Source organism: Zestosphaera sp. (genome assembly GCA_038843015.1).
Taxonomy (GTDB): domain Archaea; phylum Thermoproteota; class Thermoprotei_A; order Sulfolobales; family NBVN01; genus Zestomicrobium.
In genome coordinates this window covers 164293-185296 of record JAWBSH010000003.1, presented here as the reverse complement: position 1 = coordinate 185296, position 21004 = coordinate 164293, and the positions used below count along the sequence as shown (strand labels likewise).

Here is a 21004-nt window from a genome sequence, read left to right as displayed (position 1 = left end):
CAACTTTAATTAAAGACTAAACTTCTTTTTCTCTCAAAATATTTTCTCCATAGAACTGGAGGTGCATGTAGTGATTCAGGAACCCATACTAAGGATGAAGAACATAGTCAAGAAATTCCCGGGAGTAGTGGCAGTCGATCACGTTGACTTAACTCTCAATAGAAGTGAAGTGTTAGCGATTCTTGGCGAAAACGGCGCAGGCAAAACTACGCTTATGAACGTGCTTTACGGTTTATTACGTCCAGATGAAGGAGAAATCTACATAGAGGGCAAGAAAGTTTCTCATCACTCACCGATCGACGCTATTAGGAATGGTATTGGTATGGTCCACCAGCACTTCACGCTTGTAGAAGATTTAACAATTTCAGAAAACATAATTTTAGGCTTGAAAGAATTTGGTTTCTTTATCGACATGAAGAAAATAACGCGAGAGATAGAGGAATTCGCTGGTAAGTTAGGTTTAAAGATTAACCCTAACGTTAAGGTGTGGCAGCTCTCCGCAGGAGAAAAACAGAAGGTTGAGATATTAAAAGCTCTTTTCAGAAACCCAAGAATCTTAATACTTGACGAGCCTACTTCAGTCCTCACCCCTCAAGACACTAAGGAACTCTTTAAAGCCATACGAAAACTGAAACAGAATGGCTTATCAATAATATTTATATCACACAAACTTGAGGAAGTTCTTCAGATAGCAGATAGGATCGTAGTTTTAAGACGTGGTAAAGTCGTGGGAGAGTTACTCAGAAATGAAGCTGAACCTAGACTCTTAGCTGAATTGATGGTAGGCAGAGAAGTACTTCTAGAAGTTAAAGCAACACCTAAAGCGCAGGTAGGTGAGGTTATTCTAGAAATTCAAGGGCTAGAAGCCTTAGGAGATAGAGGCAACCTAGCTCTAAGGGGGGTCAGCATGAAAATCAAGAGTGGTGAAATCTTAGGTATTGCAGGAGTCTCAGGTAATGGTCAGAAAGAACTAGCTGAAACCATTTACGGGTTAAGGAAACCAACACGAGGAAAGATATTCTTCTTAGGACGTGACATAACTAAGAGTAGCGTTCTCGACAGGATCCAGTTAGGAATTTCCTATATTCCAGCAGAGAGACTGAAGTACGGTGTGGTGGGAGATTTACCACTCTACGAGAACGCAATACTGACTAGAATCGCGGAAAACCAAATCATTAATAGTCTCCCGGTAGTGCCCCCGAGCTTAAGACCCATGAATATCAAAGTTATAGAGAAATTCGCCACAGACTTGATAAGTAGGTACAGCGTAGTCACGCCCTCTCATAAAACGTTGGTTAGGAATCTCTCGGGCGGAAATATTCAGAGAGTAATTGTTGGCAGGGAGATTGACAGGAAACCCAAGCTTCTCATAGCTGAAGAGCCTACAGCCGGGCTCGATATCGCTGCCACAGAATTCATTAGAGAGAAGCTTATTGAATTAAAGAACAACAACTGTAGCATATTGTTAATATCTAGCGATCTTTCAGAACTATTGTCATTAAGTGATAAGATCGCCATAATGTACAATGGCGAGATAGTCGGAGCATTTAAACCCGGCGAGCTCGACATAGACGACATCGGGTTAATGATGTCTGGATATAAGAAAATGCTTAGGGAGAGGATTGATTTATATTGGGCGTGACTTTAGTATTTAGAGAACGGGAAGTTAGCTTAGCACACATACTGATACTGCCTTTACTCGCTGTAGGAGTAGCGTTCTTAGCTGGTTCGTTATTAATGATATGGGCGAACGTTGACCCGTTAGTTGGTTACGCATCATTTCTTAGCGGCTCTCTAGGAGGATATGTGCAAGTAACCGACACTCTCTTAAGAACCACGCCTTTCCTCTTAATGGCTGTCGGCATAGCGTTCTCTAATAGGTCAGGAGTTCTAAACGTTGGTGCAGAGGGTCAGTATTTAATGGGTGCCATAGCAACAACTGCCACCGCACTCTACCTGCAGAGTGTCGGCATAAACCCCGTGGTAGTTCTAATAATTAGCGTAATTGCGGGAGCAACCGCAGGAGCTCTCTGGGCCTCTGTTGCAGGTTTTATGAAAGCGTACTTCGAGATTAACGAAATTGTGGTCACGGTGATCATGAATTGGCTAGCATTAAAAATTATGCAGTGGTTATTGAGAGGTCCGTTAAAGAATCCCCTCTCTCAGATGTGGCCTATGTCACCACCCGTAGGTGTTAAGCTACCCATAATATTACCGGGAACAAGACTTCACGCAGGCTTTATTCTCGCTCTAGTGATAGCTCTCTTAACACACTACATTCTCTTCAAGACCAAAACAGGTTTCATGGTGAGAGTGTTAGGGAGTAACCCCAACGCAGCCAAGTACTCTGGCTTGCCAGTTAAGAAACTCATAGTCTTCAGCCTAGCATATAGTGGTGCGTTAGCAGGCTTAGCAGGAGGGATAGAAATTCTCGGAGTTTTCCACTTCTTGTATGAAGGCATAGCCGTCGGCTTAGGCTATACCTCAATAATCGCCTCATTGCTTGGAAGAAACAATCCAGTAGGAATAATAGGTTCTTCGCTAATCTTCGGAATGATATATAACGGGACCGTCTATTTACAATCAGCTACAGGCTTAACATACACGTTCTCTAAAGCAGTTGAGGGATTAATCTACATATTCTTCATGCTGTTCACTATATTGATACTTTACGAAGTAAAATTAGTTGTTAAGAGGGAGGAGTCATGAGTCTAGAATTAGTTCAATCTATAATAGGTCTAGGCTTAGCTATGTCAGCTCCTGTAGCCATCTCTAGCTTAGGCGAGGTATTTAGTGAAAGATCAGGTTTAATAAATTTGGGTATTGACGGCATAATGCTTATGTCAGCCTTTGTAAGTTTTCACGCAGTATTCTTAACAGGCAATATCTTCGTAGGGTACCTGCTAGGCATAGCAACGGGAATCATGCTAGGACTCCTACTAGGGTTCTTTACCGTGATTCTAAGATTTAATCAAGTAGTAGCAGGCATGGGATTATACTTCCTAGGCTTTGGTCTTTCCGACTTCCTCTACAGGGCACTATACGCTGATAAGATAGTCTTCATACCAAAGACTTCTACTCTAAGAATACCTCTCCTCTCTGAAATCCCCTTGATTGGTGGGGCTCTCTTTAACCAGTATCCAGGTGTGTACCTAATGTTTATACTTACTGGAATAATGCACTTCATCCTTTACTATACTAGGGTTGGATTATGGGTTAGAGCTCTCGGCGAGAATCCGCGAGCCTGTGATGCGGCGGGCATTAACGTCACCTTATATAGGTTATTCTCGTTAGCGCTAGGCTCTGCTCTAGCGGGCTTGGCAGGAGCTATCCTATGCTTAGAAATAACTGGTCTCTTCTACGAGAATCTGACGTACGGCATGGGGTTCATCGCTATAGGCTTAGCGTACTTCGGGAAGTGGAACCCCTCACGCAGTTTAGTAGGAAGTCTAATATTCGGTGTTACGTGGTCTGTAGGCATAAGCCTACAAGACATCTTCATAAAGATTGGTAGGCCTGAGATGACATACTTCATGATCATGTTGCCGTATCTAGCAGTCTTGCTTTCGCTACTAGCTATATCTAGGGGGGCAAGACCTCCAGCGTCTCTGGGCAAGCCATACTACAGAGAGTGAAGTGATGCTTAATTAGGTCTTAAATACTTGATTATCTCAGCTACCTTACTATAAGCTTTCGTCTTCTTTATGATTGAAGCGTTTCCCACGCTGAATGCCAGTAGAGAATCTAGCGGTACGTTACCTAAATACTTGACTCTAAACTCTCTACATAAACTCATTACGAGGTCTGTGGGGTTCTCACTCATATTTTCTACTAGCCCTATTATGGGGGACCCTACCTCTTTAAGCATTTTTAAGAGAGATTTCACAGGACTTACTGAAAGCACGTGGGGTGTAGTCACTACTAACGGTTTTGCTTTCCTTATATTGTTGATTATCTCCATATGTACGTCGCTCATACCAGGCGGTGTGTCTATTATGAGGTAGTCTAGATTACCCCAGATAGTTATTGCTAGAACCTCCCTAACAACTTCAGTTACTTCAGAGCCTCTTAACGGCAGTGGCCTCCCCTCAGTATAGTACGCGACGCTCATGACTCTAACCCCCTGAGTTTCAGGAGGTATTACCCCTTTATTCTCTAGTGGCTTCTCATCTAGTCCCAGATTTAGAACTACGTGAATTGAAGGGTTAGTTACGTCTAGGTCCAGTAACCCTACACTGTAGTTGCTCTCAGCCATAGCCAGCGCTATGAGAGCTGAGATCACAGTCTTACCTACACCGCCCTTAGGACTCATCACAGGAACAACATTACTGACATTCTTAAGTCTCTCTTCAACGAGGATTTTCCTCGGGTCATCAATAAGGTGCCTCAACGCATTCATTCAGTAATCACCTCAAGGACCTCAACGCCTCTTCCCTCAACCACCTCAAAATCTCTTGAGCCACACTTAGGACATGAAAGATAAGCGTGTATCACCTCAGGTATGAAGTGAATAGCTTCTTTCTCATCATCACCTAAACTCACGTTGTTGAGACTCCAAGAATACCCGCACCTCCTGCACTGAAACCTAGCAGCCCTCTTAACAAAAACTACAGAATCCTCACTAAGTTCGTAACCTTCAGCTTTCATAAGCTCCGTTAACGCAAATCTTAAAATCTCCTCATCAACAGACTGTAATTCACCCAACCCAATCCTAACACTCTTAAGTCTCTTGACACCTACAACACTACTTAAGTACCTAGCAATGCCCTCAGCCAATGCCCACTCATGCACTACTCAAGTCACCAACAAATGATACAGTAAATGACTAATAAGGCTACAAACAAGTGTTTTGCTAAAGTCGTTTCTCGGTGAACGGCTCTTCACAGGTTTTCATGTTATTTCGTATTCAGCCTCCCAGCCCTCTACTTCTCGACAGCTTATTCTTCTCCCACCCCGCCTGCAAGAGCACGTCTCCAGCTACCGCCAGCAGTTCACCCAACTCCTACAGCGAAGAGTGATTCACAGAGTCTCGTCCCTTACCAACGACTCATCAGCTCACAGACTCCAAAAACACTCAAACACTTAATCATTTATATCCTAGATAATTCTCGGAATCCATAGAAACAACCAAAACAACCTATAGACAGTCTTAAAACCTATACAACCTTGACAAGAAGTCTTGACTTAAGTCTCACGTACATAAAGTAGGATATGAGGAGTCGCCCATACATATCAGTTATCTGAGTAAACCAGACGCCATAAACACCGTAAATTGGTTGGAGAACCTGAGCTAACATGGCTCTAAATAACAATACAGTAGTAGAACTTATTACGAGCGGTGCCCAAGTACTCCCCATACCCCTGAATATGCCGTAGAGTGCCTGTGAGGCGCCAAGCCCAACCTCCGATATAGCAGCCATAATTAAGTAAGCCATAACTAACCTAACGACTTCCTCACTACTCGTGAAGAAGCTTCCGATGAACGGCGATAAACCAATAAGTACTGCCGTAGCGGCAGACATCCAAACAACACCGATCTTTAGCGCTTCCTTGGTTATCTTGTCTAAGTCTTCAACGTTATTAGCGCCTACATGATGTCCTGCCTTAGTAGAAGCAGCTATGTTTACTGCGAAGACAGGACCTATGATTAAGTTCTCCACACTTAACCCTATATTATGAGCCGCTAGAGCGTCAATACCTGACCTAGCAACAGCGTTTATGTATATATTATGTCCCGCACTCCCAACAAATCTCTCTATAGAGGCAGGAACTCCCACAGCTAATATCTTAGTCGTTATTTTTGATGGCACATATAATCTCACCCTAATCGGGGGTCTCAGAAATATATACACAAGCAAACCAGCATACTGTGAAATTGCCGAGGCTAGACCCATGCCAGAAACTCCTAACTCAGGTAACCCTAAGTAACCTAGGGCAAGGGAAGGCACGAGAACAGAACTAATCACGCCAACACTAATGGAGGAGTAGGTTGGTGGCCACGGTTCCTCCACAGCTCTGAATAAAGTAGCTATCACAGAGTTAAGCATCAAGGCAGGTATAGAGAGAATTCTTAAGCTTAAGTAAGTCACGGCAACCTCACTAACTACTCCCTGACCACCTGAGAGTACGCTTATGTAGGTAGGTAGCCAGAGAGGTGAGGTCACGACCGCCGCGACCGAGAAAAGAACTGACGCGGTAATAGCTTCGCCGAAAGCTCTCTCAATTAATTTTAGGTTATTGCCTCCATAAGCTTGAGAAGTAATTACTAGTAAACCTACCATGAAAACCGAAGTCACAGCATTTACTATCATGAACAAGTATGAGGCGAGACCAGTACCTGCTAAGGCTTCCCTACCAATTTTTGATGCAGTAATCATTCCTACGAGACTGATTACTGAGTCTGGGATCATTCCTACAAGTATCGGGAAAGCTACCCTAGAGACTTCTCCTTTCGAACTCAAGAACTTAAACACCCCTCAACTCACAGCTTAGTAAGTAGGGCGTGAAGATTCTCAGCCCATATCTTGCAAGTGCCTTCTGAACTAACCATGCAGGGGCCGTAGGGGTTCTCGGGAGTGCAAGACTTCATGAAGAGAGGGCATGAAGTAGGCTTCACTTTACCTAGCGTCACCTCACCACACCTGCATCCAGGCAGGACATCGCTGAAGTCAGGTTTTTCTCTTATTCCATACCTTGATGACGCATCATAATCTCTAAACTTATCTTTAAGTAAAGCACCGCTAGAAGGAACTACTCCTATGCCTCTCCAGTATGAGTCAACAACCTCGAAGACTTCATTAATTATTCTCTTGGCTCTAATATTGCCTCCCGGCTTAACAACTCGAGCATACTCATTAATTAGAGCTGGCTTACCATCAACCTTACATTTAAGTATCGCAAGTATGGCTAGAAGAACATCAACAGGTTCGAAGCCGGAAATTACAGTAGGTATATTAAAATCTCTCACTAAGAATTCCCACGCGTTATATCCTATCACGGCCGAGACGTGCCCGGGTGCTATGACACCATCTATCCTCACCTCACGCACGTTCTCTAGCAAGTACCTCATGATTGGCGGCGTGAGTCTGTACGCGCTTAAGACTACTAAGTTATCGGGAAGTAACCTACTGTATACGGGCTCCGCCACTGCAGGCATAGTAGTCTCGAACCCTACAGCAAAGAAGACATGCTCTTCACTTCTCCTCTTATTAGCTTCCTTAATCGCATCCAGGAAGCTGTAAATCACCGTAACCTTACCTCCTAACATCTTAGCTTCAGCCAGATTCCTCGGCTTAGCTCCCTTGAGTGAGGGTAGCCTAAATGAGTCACCGTACGTGAAGACATTAACTCCCTCAAGAGACAGCTTAACTAGGCCTTCAACGTAGTGACCGGGAGTAACACATACTGGACAGCCAGGACCCGCAACCAACTCCACGTTCTCAGGCATTAGACTCCTCAAACCATAGCTTGTTATAGTCCACTCATGAGTACCGCAGAAATCCATTATCTTAACTACTTCCCCACCTAGCCGTTGAGCTAACCCTCTTATTAGCTCAATTATTTTAGGTGTTTCAGGGTTCTTAACGAAGAGCTCCCTTAACTTAGTTCTTAAGTCCATTTACTCATCACTAGCTAGATAATCTTCGGTGGAAAAGCTAATAACACTTCATCTTAAGTAAATGTTGATTAATGCGTTTTCGTCAGGCTTCTCCAGCTTGAAAGAAACTATATCTCTGTAGCTCCTCAGGTCTATTTTGTTAAGTCCTTCACTCAACTTAAGTCTCTCAGAACCGTAATTTAGCGGTGGCAAGCCAATATCGTAGATATTAATGAGTATCTCGTTATGTTTACTGCTTCTCACAAATAACTCAGCTTCTTTAAAGCCTGTAAGTGGTATGCCTCCAAAGCAAGCGTTTCCTACCGCCCAGCCAGGCACTCTGATAGTTAATGGTGGGTTACTACTACTTAACAGAGTGTACTCGTCCACGGACATAATACCTCTCACACCGCCGTCTACAGGCGTTGAATCTTTACCTCCGAGATTAGGGGTAGTGTTGTACGCTATGAGTATTCTACTCCCTGCCTTAGTCATGCTAGTTATTCTGGCTCCAAACGTAGCTACTATTCTTGCTTGAGGTGGCGTTATGTAGACGAGTGCTGTGGGCGCAACTACGGTGTTAAAATACTTTCTAAGATCTGCTTCTCCAGAACTACTCTCGTGCGGATGTAGGAATCCGTGAGTGCTTGCGTTAAATACTGCTAATATCCCGCCACCTAAATTGAGTGCGTTGCTCCTGTGCGGAGCGTAAACATTCATACCGAAATCAAATAACCTCACAAACGTGGGTTTCTCGACTTCAGGCTCTACAGGATTACCGACTAGAACACCTCCTCTCATGAAGTGCCAATACCTAGTGTACGCGCTCGCGGCATAACCAGACGTCCTGTACGAGACTCCGTAACCGTCTAGTGACACTTCAGCCCAGTCCTCTATAGTGTGCCTTACCCACACTCTCCTAACTAAATCTAAGCACTGAATACCCTCGACTCCCCTCATCCAGTCCGGCTGCATATCAAAGCACGCATAATCAAGATATAGCGAGCCCTTAAGCGCCGGCACTTCACTTAACTTACTGAAAATTCTCCCGTCTCTGCTTAACTCATAAACGCCTAAGTTCTCCATGCCGTCTGACCTCCCTATAATCAGGACGTCCTTTACCGGGTCGTAAATTATTTGAGACACTTCCCCAGCCCACCTAAACTCGTCATGAATGCTTTCCTTCCAGAGTAGTCTCACTTTTCTTTCTCTGACGTCATATTCGTGTACGTGACTATACTTATTCCTGAAATCTATCTCACCAGCGTGATTTCTCTTACCTTTAAATACTGCGGGGTTATGTACCCAACCCCCAAAGAATATCTTGTCGTCAACAACGTCTACAGCATTGTAAGTGTCTCCACCAGATGCGGGACCAGGCCCTAACTCGCTGAACCTGTACTCTAATATCTCGTCGTCAACGAAGTATGCTGAAGCTTCAAAAGCGAGCGTATAGTAAAGCACTCCCTTAAAATACTTAAGACCAAAAATACCTCCACTACCCCATTCAGGACCATACCTTGGTGGGTATTCCTGAAGTACTCTATCTATCTTACTCACCATTAAGCACCTTAGTTAATTACTTCAAACTAATTTAATTTTAATCTAATCCTTACCCTATTATTTTGGTGAGTTGAGTGAGTGACTCGAAGTTCAGAGAGATAACTCCTGAAAACAAACACGGCATCTATAAATATTTGAGAGGAGAAAACACGTGGGTTTATTTGAATATAGAGGGGATAGACCCCTTCATACCTAGAGATAAGTACGCGGTAATGTATTTTGATAATGCTAAGTGTCACGCGTGCAGGAGATACGACATATACTGGTTCCCTTTCGTCAGGAGCTTAAGTAGTGAAAGTAATGAGTTTAGTTTCTATATAGTCCTCTGTAATTGGTTCGCTAGAGATTGTGAGTCGTTAGTTGCTTCAGCTACTTTCACATATTTTGATGTTCACTCATCCCCTACAACACTTCTCCTGAGCTGGATTGACGGTAAGGTAGCCTATAAAGAGAAATATGATGGAGTCTTAAGCGATATAGACTTAAAAAATATTGTCCCGTCATTCCCAGAGAGAGTCAGCAAGTTTCTGAAAGGAGAGCCTGTGAAGCCCCCATTAAGTAAGGAAGACACGATCATAAGTCTCCTAAGTAAGTTGCTAAAGGGAAAGGAGAGCGCTGAAAGCTGATTTCTAGTTAGAGGTGCCTAACGTGTTAGATGTTGAAAAGATTAGGGAAGACTTCCCAATCCTCAAGCGCAAAATCAACGGGAGGAGACTCATATATCTAGATAATGCAGCCACAACTCAGAAACCAAGGCAAGTCGTGGCAGCTATAGTCAAGTTTTACTTCAATTATAATGCCAACGTTCACAGGGGCTTCCACACGCTTTCTCAAGAAGCTAGTCAAGCATATGAGGAAGCACATGAAGTCTTAGCTAAGTTCATAAACGCTTACTCCTGGGAAGAGATAATTGACGTATCTAACACTACCGATGGATTAAATCTAGTTGCTTGGGGTTGGGGACTAGATAATCTAAAGCCTGGCGACGAGATAGTAGTTACTGTCATGGACCACCATAGTAACATGCTCCCGTGGAGAGCTGTTGCTGAGAAGACTGGCGCTAGAATTAAGTACGTGAATGTAACAGAAGAGGGAACACTCAATTACGACGAGCTTGAGAGAGCTGTTAGTGAGAAGACTAGAGTAGTTGCTTTCCCAATGGCAAGCAACGTCGTTGGAACAATAAACGACGTGAGGAGAATTGCGAAATTAGCCCACTCTGTAGGAGCTATAGCTGTAGGGGATGGAGCTCAGTACGTGCCACACGTTCCAACAAATGTGAGAGAACTAGAACTAGATTTCATCGCGTTCAGCGGGCATAAAATGCTCGGACCTACTGGGAGCGGCGTGCTTTGGGGTAGGAAAGACGTTCTGGAGTCTATGAAGCCCTTTAGAGTCGGTGGTGACACTATAAAAGACGTGACGCTAGATTCTGTGGTGTGGCACGACCTACCGTGGAGGTTCGTAGCCGGAACACCAAATATTGCTGGCATGATAGGACTTGCGGAAGCGGCTAAGTATTTGATGAGGTTGGGAATGGAGAACGTGAGAGAGCACGATGTAATTCTAGTACATGAGACTCTGAAGAAGTTTAAGGAGCTAGGTGATGAGGTGATAGTCCTAGGACCTAAAGACCCTCACATGAGAACAGGGCTAGTAGCGTTCAACGTTAAAGACCTGCATCACCATACTGTGGGTAAAGCACTAGACCTTTTCGGGATAGCCGTAAGGACTGGAGGGCACTGTGCTCACCCACTACATTACAGACTAGGATTCAGTGGCTCAGTGAGAGCAAGTTATTATGTGTACAACACATTAGAAGAAGTGGAAGTGTTTGTTGAGGCGTTAAAGTTAATAATATCGTTGAGAGAAAGGCTTGCTAGAGAGCCTGTCGAGGAAGTTTGTACTGGAACCTGATTCTTCCGCATAATCTAGCAAGTTAAGGAAAACTAAAAATAAGTACCTAGATGTAGCGATCAACGCGGCCTAAAGAGTTCAATAAGATTATTTATAGAAATTACGAGTATATTAATAGGGTTGGTGAGTTTTAGTGAGTATATGGTCTGTGAACATATTTGAGAGCTTTATGGGCTCTCTTGATTTCATAGACCATAATAAGTTAGCCGTGATTATGGCGCCACAACTTATTGAACACATTTTAAGCGAGGCGTTAGTTAGTAGAGGTTACCTAATTATTAGAATTAAGGAAGGGTCTGAAAAGTCTCTAGAGTTCTTTAAACCTAATAGTTACGTGCTTTCAAGACCTTCTGAAGACTCGTATAAGTATAGCATGTGGGTAAGCTACTTAAAAGAAGGAGTTTCTCAAGAAGGAACTTTCGAAGAGAGTGTTCTTCCCTCATTAATAACTGAGGATGTAGAGGAGTTATTCCTGGTATCTAGAGTTCAAGCTAAGGAATTATCTGTAGCTTACAAGACTCTTGAGGTTTTCAGGTCTCTCAAGAGTAGTGCTAGCAGGGCGGAAGCCTTGATCGTAATAGATAGAGAGCTAACTCTCATTAATAGATTTAACCTAGTTACGTTTTTAGCTAAAGTCTTGAAAGAAAGACTAGTTAATAGGGTGAGTGTACTAAGGATTGACAGATTCTATAGATATCTCAGTCCTCAAGGAGTTGAGGAACTACTTAGGTGGGGTTTAAGACTTTATTCAGATAACTTAGGCAAGGAAATCCTACTAACCGACACTAGAGAGATGAGACACTTATACTTCGTATCGTTATTGAGTCTCGAGGAGGCTTCACTACTAATAAAGAACCTAGCTGGAGCTTCTCAACTAGCTAAGTTTCTTACATGGGGAACCATATTTGCTGGGAGTATGGGATACGCGTACCTAGAAGGCAACGCGGAATTACTAAATCAAGTCAATATCAATGAAATGGTTAAGGTCTGTGGGTGGGCAGTCTACAAAACATTTACTCCTAAAACTACGACAGAAGACTATGTGCGTATTTTTATTAGTGAGAGTAGTGATGACTTGATAATAAAGTTGTCAAAAGATGTTTGGGACGCTCCATCAATACTAAGCGAGGAAGAAAAAGACCTTAGAGTATTGATTCCTTTAATGAAGCTGACTAGAGAGTTCCTGACTACGACGGAGAGGGGGTCTTAATGATCAGGCAGGAGTTAGACGGGGCTAAGAAGTCTAGACTAGAAGTTATTTGGGCATCACTCATAATCTCTCTATGGATCGTACTGACTAATTATGCGCTAGGCCTAATGAAGGAACCTATAGGGATTCCGCTCGCAGGCGCTTTAATAACCTTGACTTTGCTCGCCCCCCTAATATATCCTAGGGACTTACCCTACTATGACTCGCTGGCTTTCTCGCCTCTCTTCGTGAGCTACATGTTGCTCCTCAACGTAGTTTTCTCACTACCCAGCATTAAGCTGCCGTTGCTAGGGAGTCTCTACGTGCTATTCTCAACACTCCTATTATCGGCTGTGGTTGCGTGGAATCTAGTCTCGAAACTGAATATTTGGGAGTTGAGCGTCCACCTGCCTATATTCTTTTTCGTTACGTTTGCTCTGACAGACGGCTTATGGGGGGTTAGCCTCAGCGTCTATGAGTTTATATGGTTACTCTCACTCTCTGTCGTTACTGTCAAGAACTTCAAAACATATTTCTCAGGGATTATGAGCCTCATGTTCTCGCTCCTAATCTTCTTAGGTCTTTATTACGTGTTACCTGACCTCACAGGAGTTCCTCACATGAGTATAGGCACAGCAACAGAGTTCACACAAGTCTACGTATCTCTCTTGATAAGCTTTACTGTAGCTTCCTTCATAAACATAATATCTTACAGCTTAGTAGGTAGGGAGACAGTCAACTTAGCTATAATCGTCATAAGATACTTCATATCTTCCTTAACGTTTGTCGGGCTTTTCTATATCTCTATGTCTGTAATTTTTCTAGAGCCTTTCTACCGGTACTTAGAGTATAACTTGACTTCAGCCTTCTTAGTAGCCGTAATAATCTCTTCTGTTACAGCGACAGTAGCTTATCTGAGAATAATGTCAGAGAAAAGAAGACACTTGAGTTCCGTTCTGGGGGCCTTAGAACGCGAGGTGCAGAGTCTCACGACAGTCTATAACGAAGTGGGCAAGACTGGTTTATGGTCTGAAGACGCGCTTAAAGAAGTCGAGAATAAACTGAATGTAATAAAGGGGAGCTTAGAGATGTCTAAAGCCATTATTTTAAAGAAGCTTGTTCCCGTAAGCAGGCTCCAGCTAGTTAGTGACGTTCTTAAGAATGCTGAAAAACAGTTGATTGAGCTCTCAGATCATATGAAGTCTATGTATGCTCACGCACTGATCACCTACTCGAAGGTAGTAGCTTTAGTCTTAGCAACTCCTTACGGAGACCGCCTCAGAGAAGGAGCTCAGAGATTTCAGGAGATAGAGAGAGTTGATAAGATACCTCAGTACGTGGGTTCAGTAGCTAATACATTGAGAGAGAGCTGCACCGTGCTTAAGAACCTAGTCCTAAACACTTACATAAGCGTGTCAGAACAATTGTCTGTAACGCCTATAGAGACTGAGAAAATAGAGAAGATAGACTGCATGTCTAGCAAATCTTTATTAGAAGATATATACTTCATGCTAAAAAGCTATGATAACATGATCAGCGTAACCCTACCTAAGCTTAGGGAACTACATAATAGGTTGATACAAGCCAAAGGACTAGTTACTGACAAGGTGAGGAAATTAAAGAAGAAGCCTCTAGAAGGACTTGAAGCTTCAGCAGTCTTAGAGAAACTGTATAACGAGCTAGACGAGATCCCCGGAATAGTGAGTGAGTTAGAAGTGATTTCTTACCTGAGAAGATATTCTATCTTGTACAACAACTTACTCACCATCATAGACGAGTTAATTAACACGTTAATCACGGACGTGGAGAAAGTAAGCCTAAAAATAAAAGCTGTTTACGGAGGGGACGTGGAGATAGAAGACATGTTGTTGGGAAGAATGAAGAGGAATATAGACCTTGTTAGGTCCAAGCTCAGCAGAGACGCTATCCGGTCTCCCGCAAACCTCATGGAAGGTTTTGAAAACTTACTTGCTGAATTACCTACAGTACTTGAAAACACTTCATTAACTCTAGAAAGGTTAGCAGTCCTCAACAACCTTTCTAAACACCTGACTCTATTCGGTGACTACATACTGCAGGAACTCGCAGAGAAAAAATCCATCAACGTTAATGAGCTGCCCTTCACTACAGAGGTCTCAGTACAGCTTATTTGGGTGCTCTTAATGAGCAGAAGCGACATAGAAGTTTACGAAGGCGTAATACGTCTGAAGGAGGGAGGGAGTTAAGGTTGTCTACTAGATGCTATGAAAACAAAATAGAGTACAAATGTGTCGTGAGAACTAGCGACACTTCATTAATAGTAGAAAAGCTTGAGATGCTAGGCGAGATAAAGAGAATACCTCTCAAGAGTGTGAGAGAGATGGTAAGACTCCCCAGCGAAGGACTCGAAATAAAGACTGTAGAGGGTGACGTAATAAGGATAGCTATTAATGAGCTAGTAAAAAAAGATGTAGAGCAGTTCATGTTTCTCTACTACTTCATGAGAGAACAGCAAATCATTAGAGACCTCCTTGAGAGGAATCTACATAACTACGTTTTCCTAGTTTTACCAGCTTTCAGAATTCTTCAATCACTCACTAAAGGCAATATCCCTCAATGGGGTTTTTACAAGGAGCTAATCGAGAGGCTACAAGACTTCAACGACACGCTCTCCTCGTTAAAAATGAACGACCTTAGTGAGATGCTATCAAGATACGTGAAGACATTTACGAGTTCCATAGAAAGAAGAAGTGTAACGTCGTTAGTAGTCTCTCTGAAGAACTACGTGAAGTTCTTAACGATTTACTTCAATTCTTTCTTGAAAGAAGTGATTAAACATGTAGATTTCTCATATCTCGTTGACTTAACCTTAATCGCGTACGTATACTTCTACTCTAGGAGTTGGGGGCTACCACTTCAAGCTGAGAGAGCTCGTGTAGAGTTTAGTCACCTAGTCCAAGAACAAATCTATAAGTTTAGTCTACTTGATGAAACACTTAAAGAAAGAATTAAGTCAGCTCTAGAGCTACTACTCCAGACATCAAGAGGACCTGAAGAAGTGCCTCAAAGACTGGTAGAGATACTTGAAGAAGAGATAAATAGATACGCATCACAAACATCATAATATTGTAGTCTACACTGAATTACTGGCCTTGCCTAGTGCAACTGTTTTGTGTTTTGTAAAGGTTTGTAAGGGGTTTGATGTAAGTTGCTTTATTGTGGGTTGAGCTCGCTCACGATGTGGGTGTGTGGTGAAGACTCGAGTGGGTGGGGCGTCTAAAGCCAGTATGTGGGGGTTTCTCCGCAGTCGTGAAACTGGTGAGGGGCTACGAGTTGGGGTTACCCTGAAAGAGTAGAGACCAATGATAAGGTCTCCGATGAAAGGCGCCTTGAGGTCAATGAAGCCAAGGGTCGATATCAAACAGCATGAAACCCGAACCCCCTCAAAGAGTTCTTAACTACGGTTAAAGCATTTCGTGAGAAACTCTATTACCTCATATAAGGTGTTGACTATAATGTATTTAGACTCTATTGAAGGCTTTACGTCGCCGTAGTTGAGGAGGACGGGATACCCAACAAGGTTTAAAGCCTCAAAATCCCATTCAGTGTCTCCTACATACATAAATTCACTAAGTGGTACTCTAAGCTGTATTGATAACTTCTTCAACAGTTCTCCTTTTTTGAGAGGATTAACTACTTCAATACCTCTCGGTATTAGGTATCCCTTCTCGTCAAAGACTAGCCTGTTAGCGAATGCCGCGTCTACACCTAGCTCTCTCTTTATAATCTCAGCTAGTAAGTCAATCCCCCCACTAACGATGAGGGTGTAGACTCCTCTCTCTTTCAAGAAGTTGATTAAGTCTTTGGCACCGTCAACTAGCTCATACCTAGAGAATGCTTTAATTATTTCTTCTCTAGTTGGGGGCTTTCCAAGAGCTTTGATTATAGCTTCTAAATCTCTCCTCATCCATTCCTCATAAGTTATTTCGCCTCTCAAGAATTTCTCGGCGTCATTACTTTCAACGATTAAACTTAAAGAGCCGAAATACTCGTGTAGAGCTCTCCAGGAAGATCTCCACCTTATTAAGACACCGTCTAAGTCAAAAGCCGCCACACTTACCTTACAAGGCAAAGCACTTCAACCTCTTTAGGGCTTCAGGATATTAAGTACTAAACTGTGTTTGGTGCTCGTTGCTGATTCACGTATTTATATCCTTCTCTGTAAGCAGTCAGAGAAAGCTCCCTGGCTCTACCTTCAAAGAAGTTTGATATAGCTTCCTCTATCTTCTCATTATCAAATAGTCCTGAGATTCTATTCAAAACACCTAGTAAAACCATGTTAGCTCCTCTAGGATTACCTAGACTTGAAGCAATATCCCTTGCTGGAACAACAACAACTCTCTCAGGACCAACTACGTCTATGATTTGCTTGATTACCTGCTCTCTAAAAGCAGAGTTTTTACCTGCTAAACTCATTGATGCCGGAGGCTTTATAGTCTTATCTAGTACTATGATGCCGTCATCACGCAGATACTTCAGTGCTCTAGCACATTCCAAGACCTCCATACACACGATGTAGTGAGCTTCATTAAAACTAAACAGAGGTGAATATACTTCTCTACCTATACCTACCCTCACGTAACTAACCACGCTACCGAATCTCTGAGCCATACCTAGAGTCTCGCCAGTCCTTACATAATACCCTGAAATAACAGCACTTAACGCTATAACTCTAGATAGCGTTAGACCTCCCTGACCACCGACAGACGATATGAGTATATTGAATATTCTGCCCTCACTCATGAGGACTCACCTCAACAATAGCTTTATACGGGCAATACCTAGCACATAGACCACACCCCACACAGTCATCCATCAAGATCTTCACCTTATTATCGTCTCCTATATATAGGGCTGGACAACCAGTTAGTCTTACACAAGCTAAGCAACTAACACACTTACTACTCAGAACAGTGTATTTTTTCTTCACTCCCTCTCTCCTAACCTTAAGGAGCGCACAGGGAGCCTTAGCAACTATCACGTTAACGCCTGGCTTTTTAATAAACTCACTCACTTTATTAATCATCTCATCTATCTCAAAAGGATTAACTACTGCTAGATTATCAACACCTATAGACTTGAGCACATCAACTATCTCCACGGGCTTCGTGACCCTACCAGATTCTGTAGTCTCCCAAGCAGGAGTTGACTGATGTCCCGTCATAGCAACAACTGAATTATCAAGTACTAAGACTAGCAAGTCCACTCTCTTGTTAACTGCCTCAATTAGTGGCTGAATCCCCGCATGAAAGAAGGTTGAGTCCCCTATAGTTGCTATCACGGGCTTATCAAACCCTCCTACCTTAAGACCCATAGCCATCGATATACTAGCTCCCATGCTGTGTTCGGTCCATATAGCATTGAGCGGGGGATTAACGCTTAACGCATAACAACCAATATCTCCGAAGACAGGTATCTCATCACGTTTATAGCCTGCCTTAGCGATACCTAGAAGCATCGCAATATAAGAGTTTCTGTGAGGGCAACCAGGACATAAGGGGGGCGGGCGTGTAGGAACTTCCAGATCTTTAATCATTCCATCATGATAGGGTTCAGCAACTTCATGACCTAGAATCCTTGAGACTGCTTGAGATACTACGCGTGTATTGAGCTCGCCCTCTAAAGGCAAGTAACCGCTTAACTTACCGAATACCTTTATCCTTAGGTCTTGGTCTTGCAACAACGCCTTAATAGACTCCTCTAAGTAGGGGTCTAGCTCCTCAACAACTAAGATCTCCTTACATCCGCTTAGAGAATCCAGCAAGAAGTTCCTCGGAATAGGGTATAACACGTCTACCTTAACGACTCTAATCTTGCGCTCCCACGACTCTACCCTACTTAACACTTCCATAACGTAATTATAGCTCACACCCTCAACAACAACACAACTAGAACCCTCACCCCATACTTTGTTTAGCCCGTACTTCCTTACGAGACCCTCAACTGTTTTGAGCTGATTATTAAGCCATTTATGCCTCTCTAAATTCCACGCCATACCCGCCCTCACGTACCTCGGAGGGTCTTTACGAAACTCACGGTACTTCTTAGGAGGCCTTACATCACCTGTTATGACTTCACTTACTGCATGGTTAACTCTGGTAGTAGTTCTCAGTATGACTGGCAACATGACGTCCTCACTGAGGAGCTGAGATACTACAGTAAAGTCTTTCGCTTCTTGAGGGGATGAAGGAGTTATCATAGGCAGTTTAGAGAGCTTAGCATACCACCTGCTGTCTTGCTCTGTCTGTGTTGTTATGGGTCCTGGGTCGTCAGCTACTAATATGGTGAGACCGCCGTTAACACCTGAGTAAGCTGCTGATAAGATAGGGTCTGAAGCGACGTTAAAGCCCGGCCCCTTCATGGTCACGAGAGACCTAGCACCACCTAAAGAAGCACCTAACGCTATCTCAAAAGCTACTCTTTCGTTTACAGCCCACTCGGCATATAAGTCTAGACCCTCACTATACTCGTGAAGAGTCATTAAGACTTCACTAGACGGGGTTCCCGGATATCCAGTGACGACGTAAGTTCCTGACTCAATAACGCCCCTAGCTATAGCTTCATTACCCATGAGAGCTAATCTCACACCAGCAGGGGCTTTTAAAGGGTTTAAAACGCTCATGACCTAAACCCCCTATTAAATTCCCTCATGTATATTAATGCTCTACTTAAAATCCAGGACGAAGAAATCACCGGAAGATATTTCGAGATTCTAGCTACAATCTCGTACGAACCCTCACCAGCGAAGTACCCTATTACAGGCAGGGTGAAACTAGACTGTTTCTCTTCAATAACTTTAGCAATCTTTTCAGGGGTTTCTGCGGCTGTCGGAACATAAGCGAGTACTGCCAGGTCATAGTACTCCTTGAGTTCTCTCAACGTTAGGATGTCTGTCAGAGTCTCTATGTATGTGTCGCCGCCCAGGTCTAGCGGGTTAGATGCCGCGTTCCTCAAGCCCAACTTGCTTAGGGCTTCAACAAGCTTAGACGGCGGTCTAGGTATCTCAAAACCGCTTAAATCTAGGTGTGATGCTGCAAGCACTCCTAACCCGCCAGAATTGGTGACTATTATAATTCTTGAAGGATTAAGTCTTTTAAGACGTCTCGCAAGCTCACAGACTTCTACAGCGTCTTGAATCTCTGTAGCTAAATAGCCCCTGATCTTTGAAACCGCTGCTTTAAAGACTTCGTAGCTGGGCGTTAACCCACCAGTATGAGACTTGACAGCCTCTGAGCTCTGCTTACCTACTCCCCCCTTAATAACACATAAGGGCTTCGCAGTACTCAGTAGCTTAAGACCGTTCTCCACGAATTTCCTCCCGTCACGCAACCACTCAAGATAGAGTATTAGTGCGTCAGTATTTTCGTCTTCCGCGGCATACTCTAACACTTCCTCGGGAGACACGTCAGCACAGTTGCCTAAGCTAACAAAGAAAGAGACACCTGATGAGTATTTTTTCAACTCGCTAATTATTACCCCGCCTACAGCCCCGCTCTGCGCAGCTATGCCGACACTACCTCTCGTAGGCAGTACCTCAATACTTGCGTGAAGAAATAAGCTACTAAGAGTTATTCCGGCGGAGTTAGGTCCTATAACTCTAATCTTATAAGACTTAACTACATTTTCTAACTTTTTCTGAAGACTGAGCCTCTCATCCTCACTAAAACCTGATGAAATCACTATAGCTAGCTTAGCTCCCACACTAGCAGCTTCCTCAACTACCTGCGCTACCGCGCCCGCAGGGACTGCCACCACAACAATGTCGGGTTTTTCAGGGAGTTCTTTAAGATTCTTATAAGACTTTAAACCTAAAACAGAATCATATTTTGGGTTAATTACGTAGACCCTCCCATTAAAACCGTACCGCAGGATATTATCAAGTATTACGTTACCTACCTTACCTCTTACCGGCGAGCCACCCACTACCACAACAGACTCTAGAGATCTAAAAACTTCTGTTAGAGTGAGATTCATACTACCTCCACTCGCTCCTAAATCGATAATATATAACCTTAGAAATATTAAGACTTAATTACTTAACCTTAATAATTACATTAAGTAATAGAACGGAGTTTCAAGCTTGAGTAGGGGGTAGACTATGAGCGAGTTTCTTATACTAACTTGGAAGAAAATATATGAAGCCGTTCTTAAGTTAGCTCTAGACATAATTAAGGAAGGTCTAGAAATAGACTTAATAGTAGGCATATTAAGGGGAGGATATATCGTAGCAAGAATACTCAGCGACATACTCGGGACTGACAATATAGGAGTAGTTGAGGTAAAGTTTTATAGAGGAATTGAAGAGAGAGCTGAAAGACCTATAATAACTCAGCCTCTAACAGCTGATGTTAGAGGAAAGAATATACTGATAGTAGATGACGTGGTTGACTCTGGAAGAACCTTAGAAATAGTCACCGAGCAAGTTAGGTTAAGAGGTGCTAGGTCAGTTAAGACGGCAGTTCTCTTCTATAAACCTAAGTCAATCATTAAACCAGATTTCTTCGCTCAAGAAACAATGAAGTGGGTTGTATTCCCGTGGGAATTATGTGAATTCATAAGAGAGTTAAAAACACGTGAGCAGATAAGCGATCTCGAATCACTTATTGCGAGATTAAGGTCTATAGGATTCCCCGAAGAAGAGACACAAATACAGGAACTTATAAACACGTGTAGAATCTAGCTATTCTCACAGCCCTCTT

General features: G+C 43.1%; 18 protein-coding genes. 9 read left to right on the top strand and 9 right to left on the bottom strand.

Features of this window, described 5'->3' with window-relative positions:
* Positions 1 to 70: 70 nt before the first annotated feature.
* The 3 genes from QXL29_03665 to QXL29_03655 are packed head-to-tail and all read left to right on the top strand — an operon-like array spanning position 71 to position 3635.
* Positions 71 to 1642 (top strand): ABC transporter ATP-binding protein, encoded by a 1572-nt coding sequence (locus QXL29_03665; protein MEM2283692.1) that lies wholly within the window; start codon positions 71 to 73, stop codon positions 1640 to 1642.
* Positions 1639 to 2709 (top strand): ABC transporter permease, encoded by a 1071-nt coding sequence (locus QXL29_03660; protein MEM2283691.1) that lies wholly within the window; start codon positions 1639 to 1641, stop codon positions 2707 to 2709. The genes QXL29_03665 and QXL29_03660 overlap by 4 nt, the downstream gene beginning before the upstream one ends.
* Positions 2706 to 3635: an ABC transporter permease gene (locus QXL29_03655; protein ID MEM2283690.1), complete on the top strand. Its 930-nt coding sequence runs from the start codon at positions 2706 to 2708 to the stop codon at positions 3633 to 3635. The genes QXL29_03660 and QXL29_03655 overlap by 4 nt, the downstream gene beginning before the upstream one ends.
* Positions 3636 to 3643: 8 nt before the next feature.
* Here QXL29_03655 and QXL29_03650 read toward each other — a convergent pair whose 3' ends face one another.
* The 5 genes from QXL29_03650 to QXL29_03630 all read right to left on the bottom strand — a co-directional run bounded on the left by QXL29_03650 (position 3644) and on the right by QXL29_03630 (position 9157).
* Complete coding sequence (locus QXL29_03650) at positions 3644 to 4399, bottom strand: Mrp/NBP35 family ATP-binding protein (protein ID MEM2283689.1); 756 nt, start codon at positions 4397 to 4399, stop codon at positions 3644 to 3646.
* Positions 4396 to 4791: a hydrogenase nickel incorporation protein HypA gene (gene hypA, locus QXL29_03645; protein ID MEM2283688.1), complete on the bottom strand. Its 396-nt coding sequence runs from the start codon at positions 4789 to 4791 to the stop codon at positions 4396 to 4398. The genes QXL29_03650 and hypA overlap by 4 nt, the downstream gene beginning before the upstream one ends.
* Positions 4792 to 5156: 365 nt before the next feature.
* Positions 5157 to 6461, bottom strand: coding sequence for an MATE family efflux transporter (locus QXL29_03640; GenBank protein ID MEM2283687.1), 1305 nt, complete (start codon positions 6459 to 6461; stop codon positions 5157 to 5159).
* Positions 6462 to 6481: 20 nt separating this feature from the next.
* On the bottom strand, positions 6482 to 7618 hold the full coding sequence (gene hypD / locus QXL29_03635; protein MEM2283686.1) for a hydrogenase formation protein HypD: 1137 nt from the start codon (positions 7616 to 7618) through the stop codon (positions 6482 to 6484).
* Positions 7619 to 7666: 48 nt separating this feature from the next.
* Positions 7667 to 9157, bottom strand: a complete 1491-nt coding sequence (locus tag QXL29_03630) for a DUF2139 domain-containing protein (protein ID MEM2283685.1) — start codon at positions 9155 to 9157, stop codon at positions 7667 to 7669.
* Between the two features lie 77 nt (positions 9158 to 9234).
* Here QXL29_03630 and QXL29_03625 point away from each other — a divergent pair, with 77 nt between their 5' ends.
* From QXL29_03625 to QXL29_03605, 5 genes are all read left to right on the top strand, one after another.
* Complete coding sequence (locus tag QXL29_03625) at positions 9235 to 9786, top strand: hypothetical protein (GenBank protein MEM2283684.1); 552 nt, start codon at positions 9235 to 9237, stop codon at positions 9784 to 9786.
* Between the two features lie 22 nt (positions 9787 to 9808).
* Complete coding sequence (locus tag QXL29_03620) at positions 9809 to 11077, top strand: SufS family cysteine desulfurase (protein MEM2283683.1); 1269 nt, start codon at positions 9809 to 9811, stop codon at positions 11075 to 11077.
* 133 nt (positions 11078 to 11210) lie between these two features.
* Positions 11211 to 12287: a hypothetical protein gene (locus QXL29_03615; GenBank protein MEM2283682.1), complete on the top strand. Its 1077-nt coding sequence runs from the start codon at positions 11211 to 11213 to the stop codon at positions 12285 to 12287.
* A complete protein-coding gene (locus QXL29_03610; GenBank protein ID MEM2283681.1) occupies positions 12287 to 14491 on the top strand; it encodes a hypothetical protein in 2205 nt (734 codons plus the stop codon). The genes QXL29_03615 and QXL29_03610 overlap by 1 nt, the downstream gene beginning before the upstream one ends.
* A 2-nt stretch (positions 14492 to 14493) precedes the next feature.
* Positions 14494 to 15369 (top strand): hypothetical protein, encoded by an 876-nt coding sequence (locus QXL29_03605; protein MEM2283680.1) that lies wholly within the window; start codon positions 14494 to 14496, stop codon positions 15367 to 15369.
* 330 nt (positions 15370 to 15699) lie between these two features.
* Here the strand turns inward: QXL29_03605 and QXL29_03600 are convergent, their stop codons facing one another.
* The 4 genes from QXL29_03600 to QXL29_03585 are packed head-to-tail and all read right to left on the bottom strand — an operon-like array spanning position 15700 to position 20279.
* Positions 15700 to 16377, bottom strand: coding sequence for an HAD-IB family phosphatase (locus tag QXL29_03600; GenBank protein MEM2283679.1), 678 nt, complete (start codon positions 16375 to 16377; stop codon positions 15700 to 15702).
* A 38-nt stretch (positions 16378 to 16415) separates the two neighbouring features.
* Positions 16416 to 17048 carry an indolepyruvate oxidoreductase subunit beta gene (locus tag QXL29_03595; protein ID MEM2283678.1) on the bottom strand — a complete coding sequence of 211 codons (633 nt, stop codon included), beginning with the start codon at positions 17046 to 17048 and terminating at the stop codon, positions 16416 to 16418.
* The gene (locus tag QXL29_03590) at positions 17041 to 18891 is read right to left on the bottom strand and encodes an indolepyruvate ferredoxin oxidoreductase subunit alpha (protein ID MEM2283677.1); all 1851 of its coding nucleotides are present in this window, start codon (positions 18889 to 18891) and stop codon (positions 17041 to 17043) included. The genes QXL29_03595 and QXL29_03590 overlap by 8 nt, the downstream gene beginning before the upstream one ends.
* A 32-nt stretch (positions 18892 to 18923) precedes the next feature.
* Positions 18924 to 20279, bottom strand: coding sequence for a CoA-binding protein (locus QXL29_03585; protein ID MEM2283676.1), 1356 nt, complete (start codon positions 20277 to 20279; stop codon positions 18924 to 18926).
* Between the two features lie 124 nt (positions 20280 to 20403).
* On the opposite strand from QXL29_03585, the gene QXL29_03580 reads away from it, so the two are divergent.
* Complete coding sequence (locus tag QXL29_03580; GenBank protein ID MEM2283675.1) at positions 20404 to 20985, top strand: phosphoribosyltransferase; 582 nt, start codon at positions 20404 to 20406, stop codon at positions 20983 to 20985.
* Positions 20986 to 21004: the final 19 nt, after the last annotated feature.

What these genes read in the sequence shown, in the direction of transcription:
- QXL29_03655 (MEM2283690.1), top strand. Translation starts at nt 2,706, where the DNA reads ATGAGTCTAGAATTAGTTCAATCTATAATAGGTCTAGGCTTAGCTATG.
- QXL29_03650 (MEM2283689.1), bottom strand. Translation starts at nt 4,399, where the DNA reads ATGAATGCGTTGAGGCACCTTATTGATGACCCGAGGAAAATCCTCGTT.
- hypD (MEM2283686.1), bottom strand. Translation starts at nt 7,618, where the DNA reads ATGGACTTAAGAACTAAGTTAAGGGAGCTCTTCGTTAAGAACCCTGAA.
- QXL29_03610 (MEM2283681.1), top strand. Translation starts at nt 12,287, where the DNA reads ATGATCAGGCAGGAGTTAGACGGGGCTAAGAAGTCTAGACTAGAAGTT.
- QXL29_03595 (MEM2283678.1), bottom strand. Translation starts at nt 17,048, where the DNA reads ATGAGTGAGGGCAGAATATTCAATATACTCATATCGTCTGTCGGTGGT.
- QXL29_03585 (MEM2283676.1), bottom strand. Translation starts at nt 20,279, where the DNA reads ATGAATCTCACTCTAACAGAAGTTTTTAGATCTCTAGAGTCTGTTGTG.
- QXL29_03580 (MEM2283675.1), top strand. Translation starts at nt 20,404, where the DNA reads ATGAGCGAGTTTCTTATACTAACTTGGAAGAAAATATATGAAGCCGTT.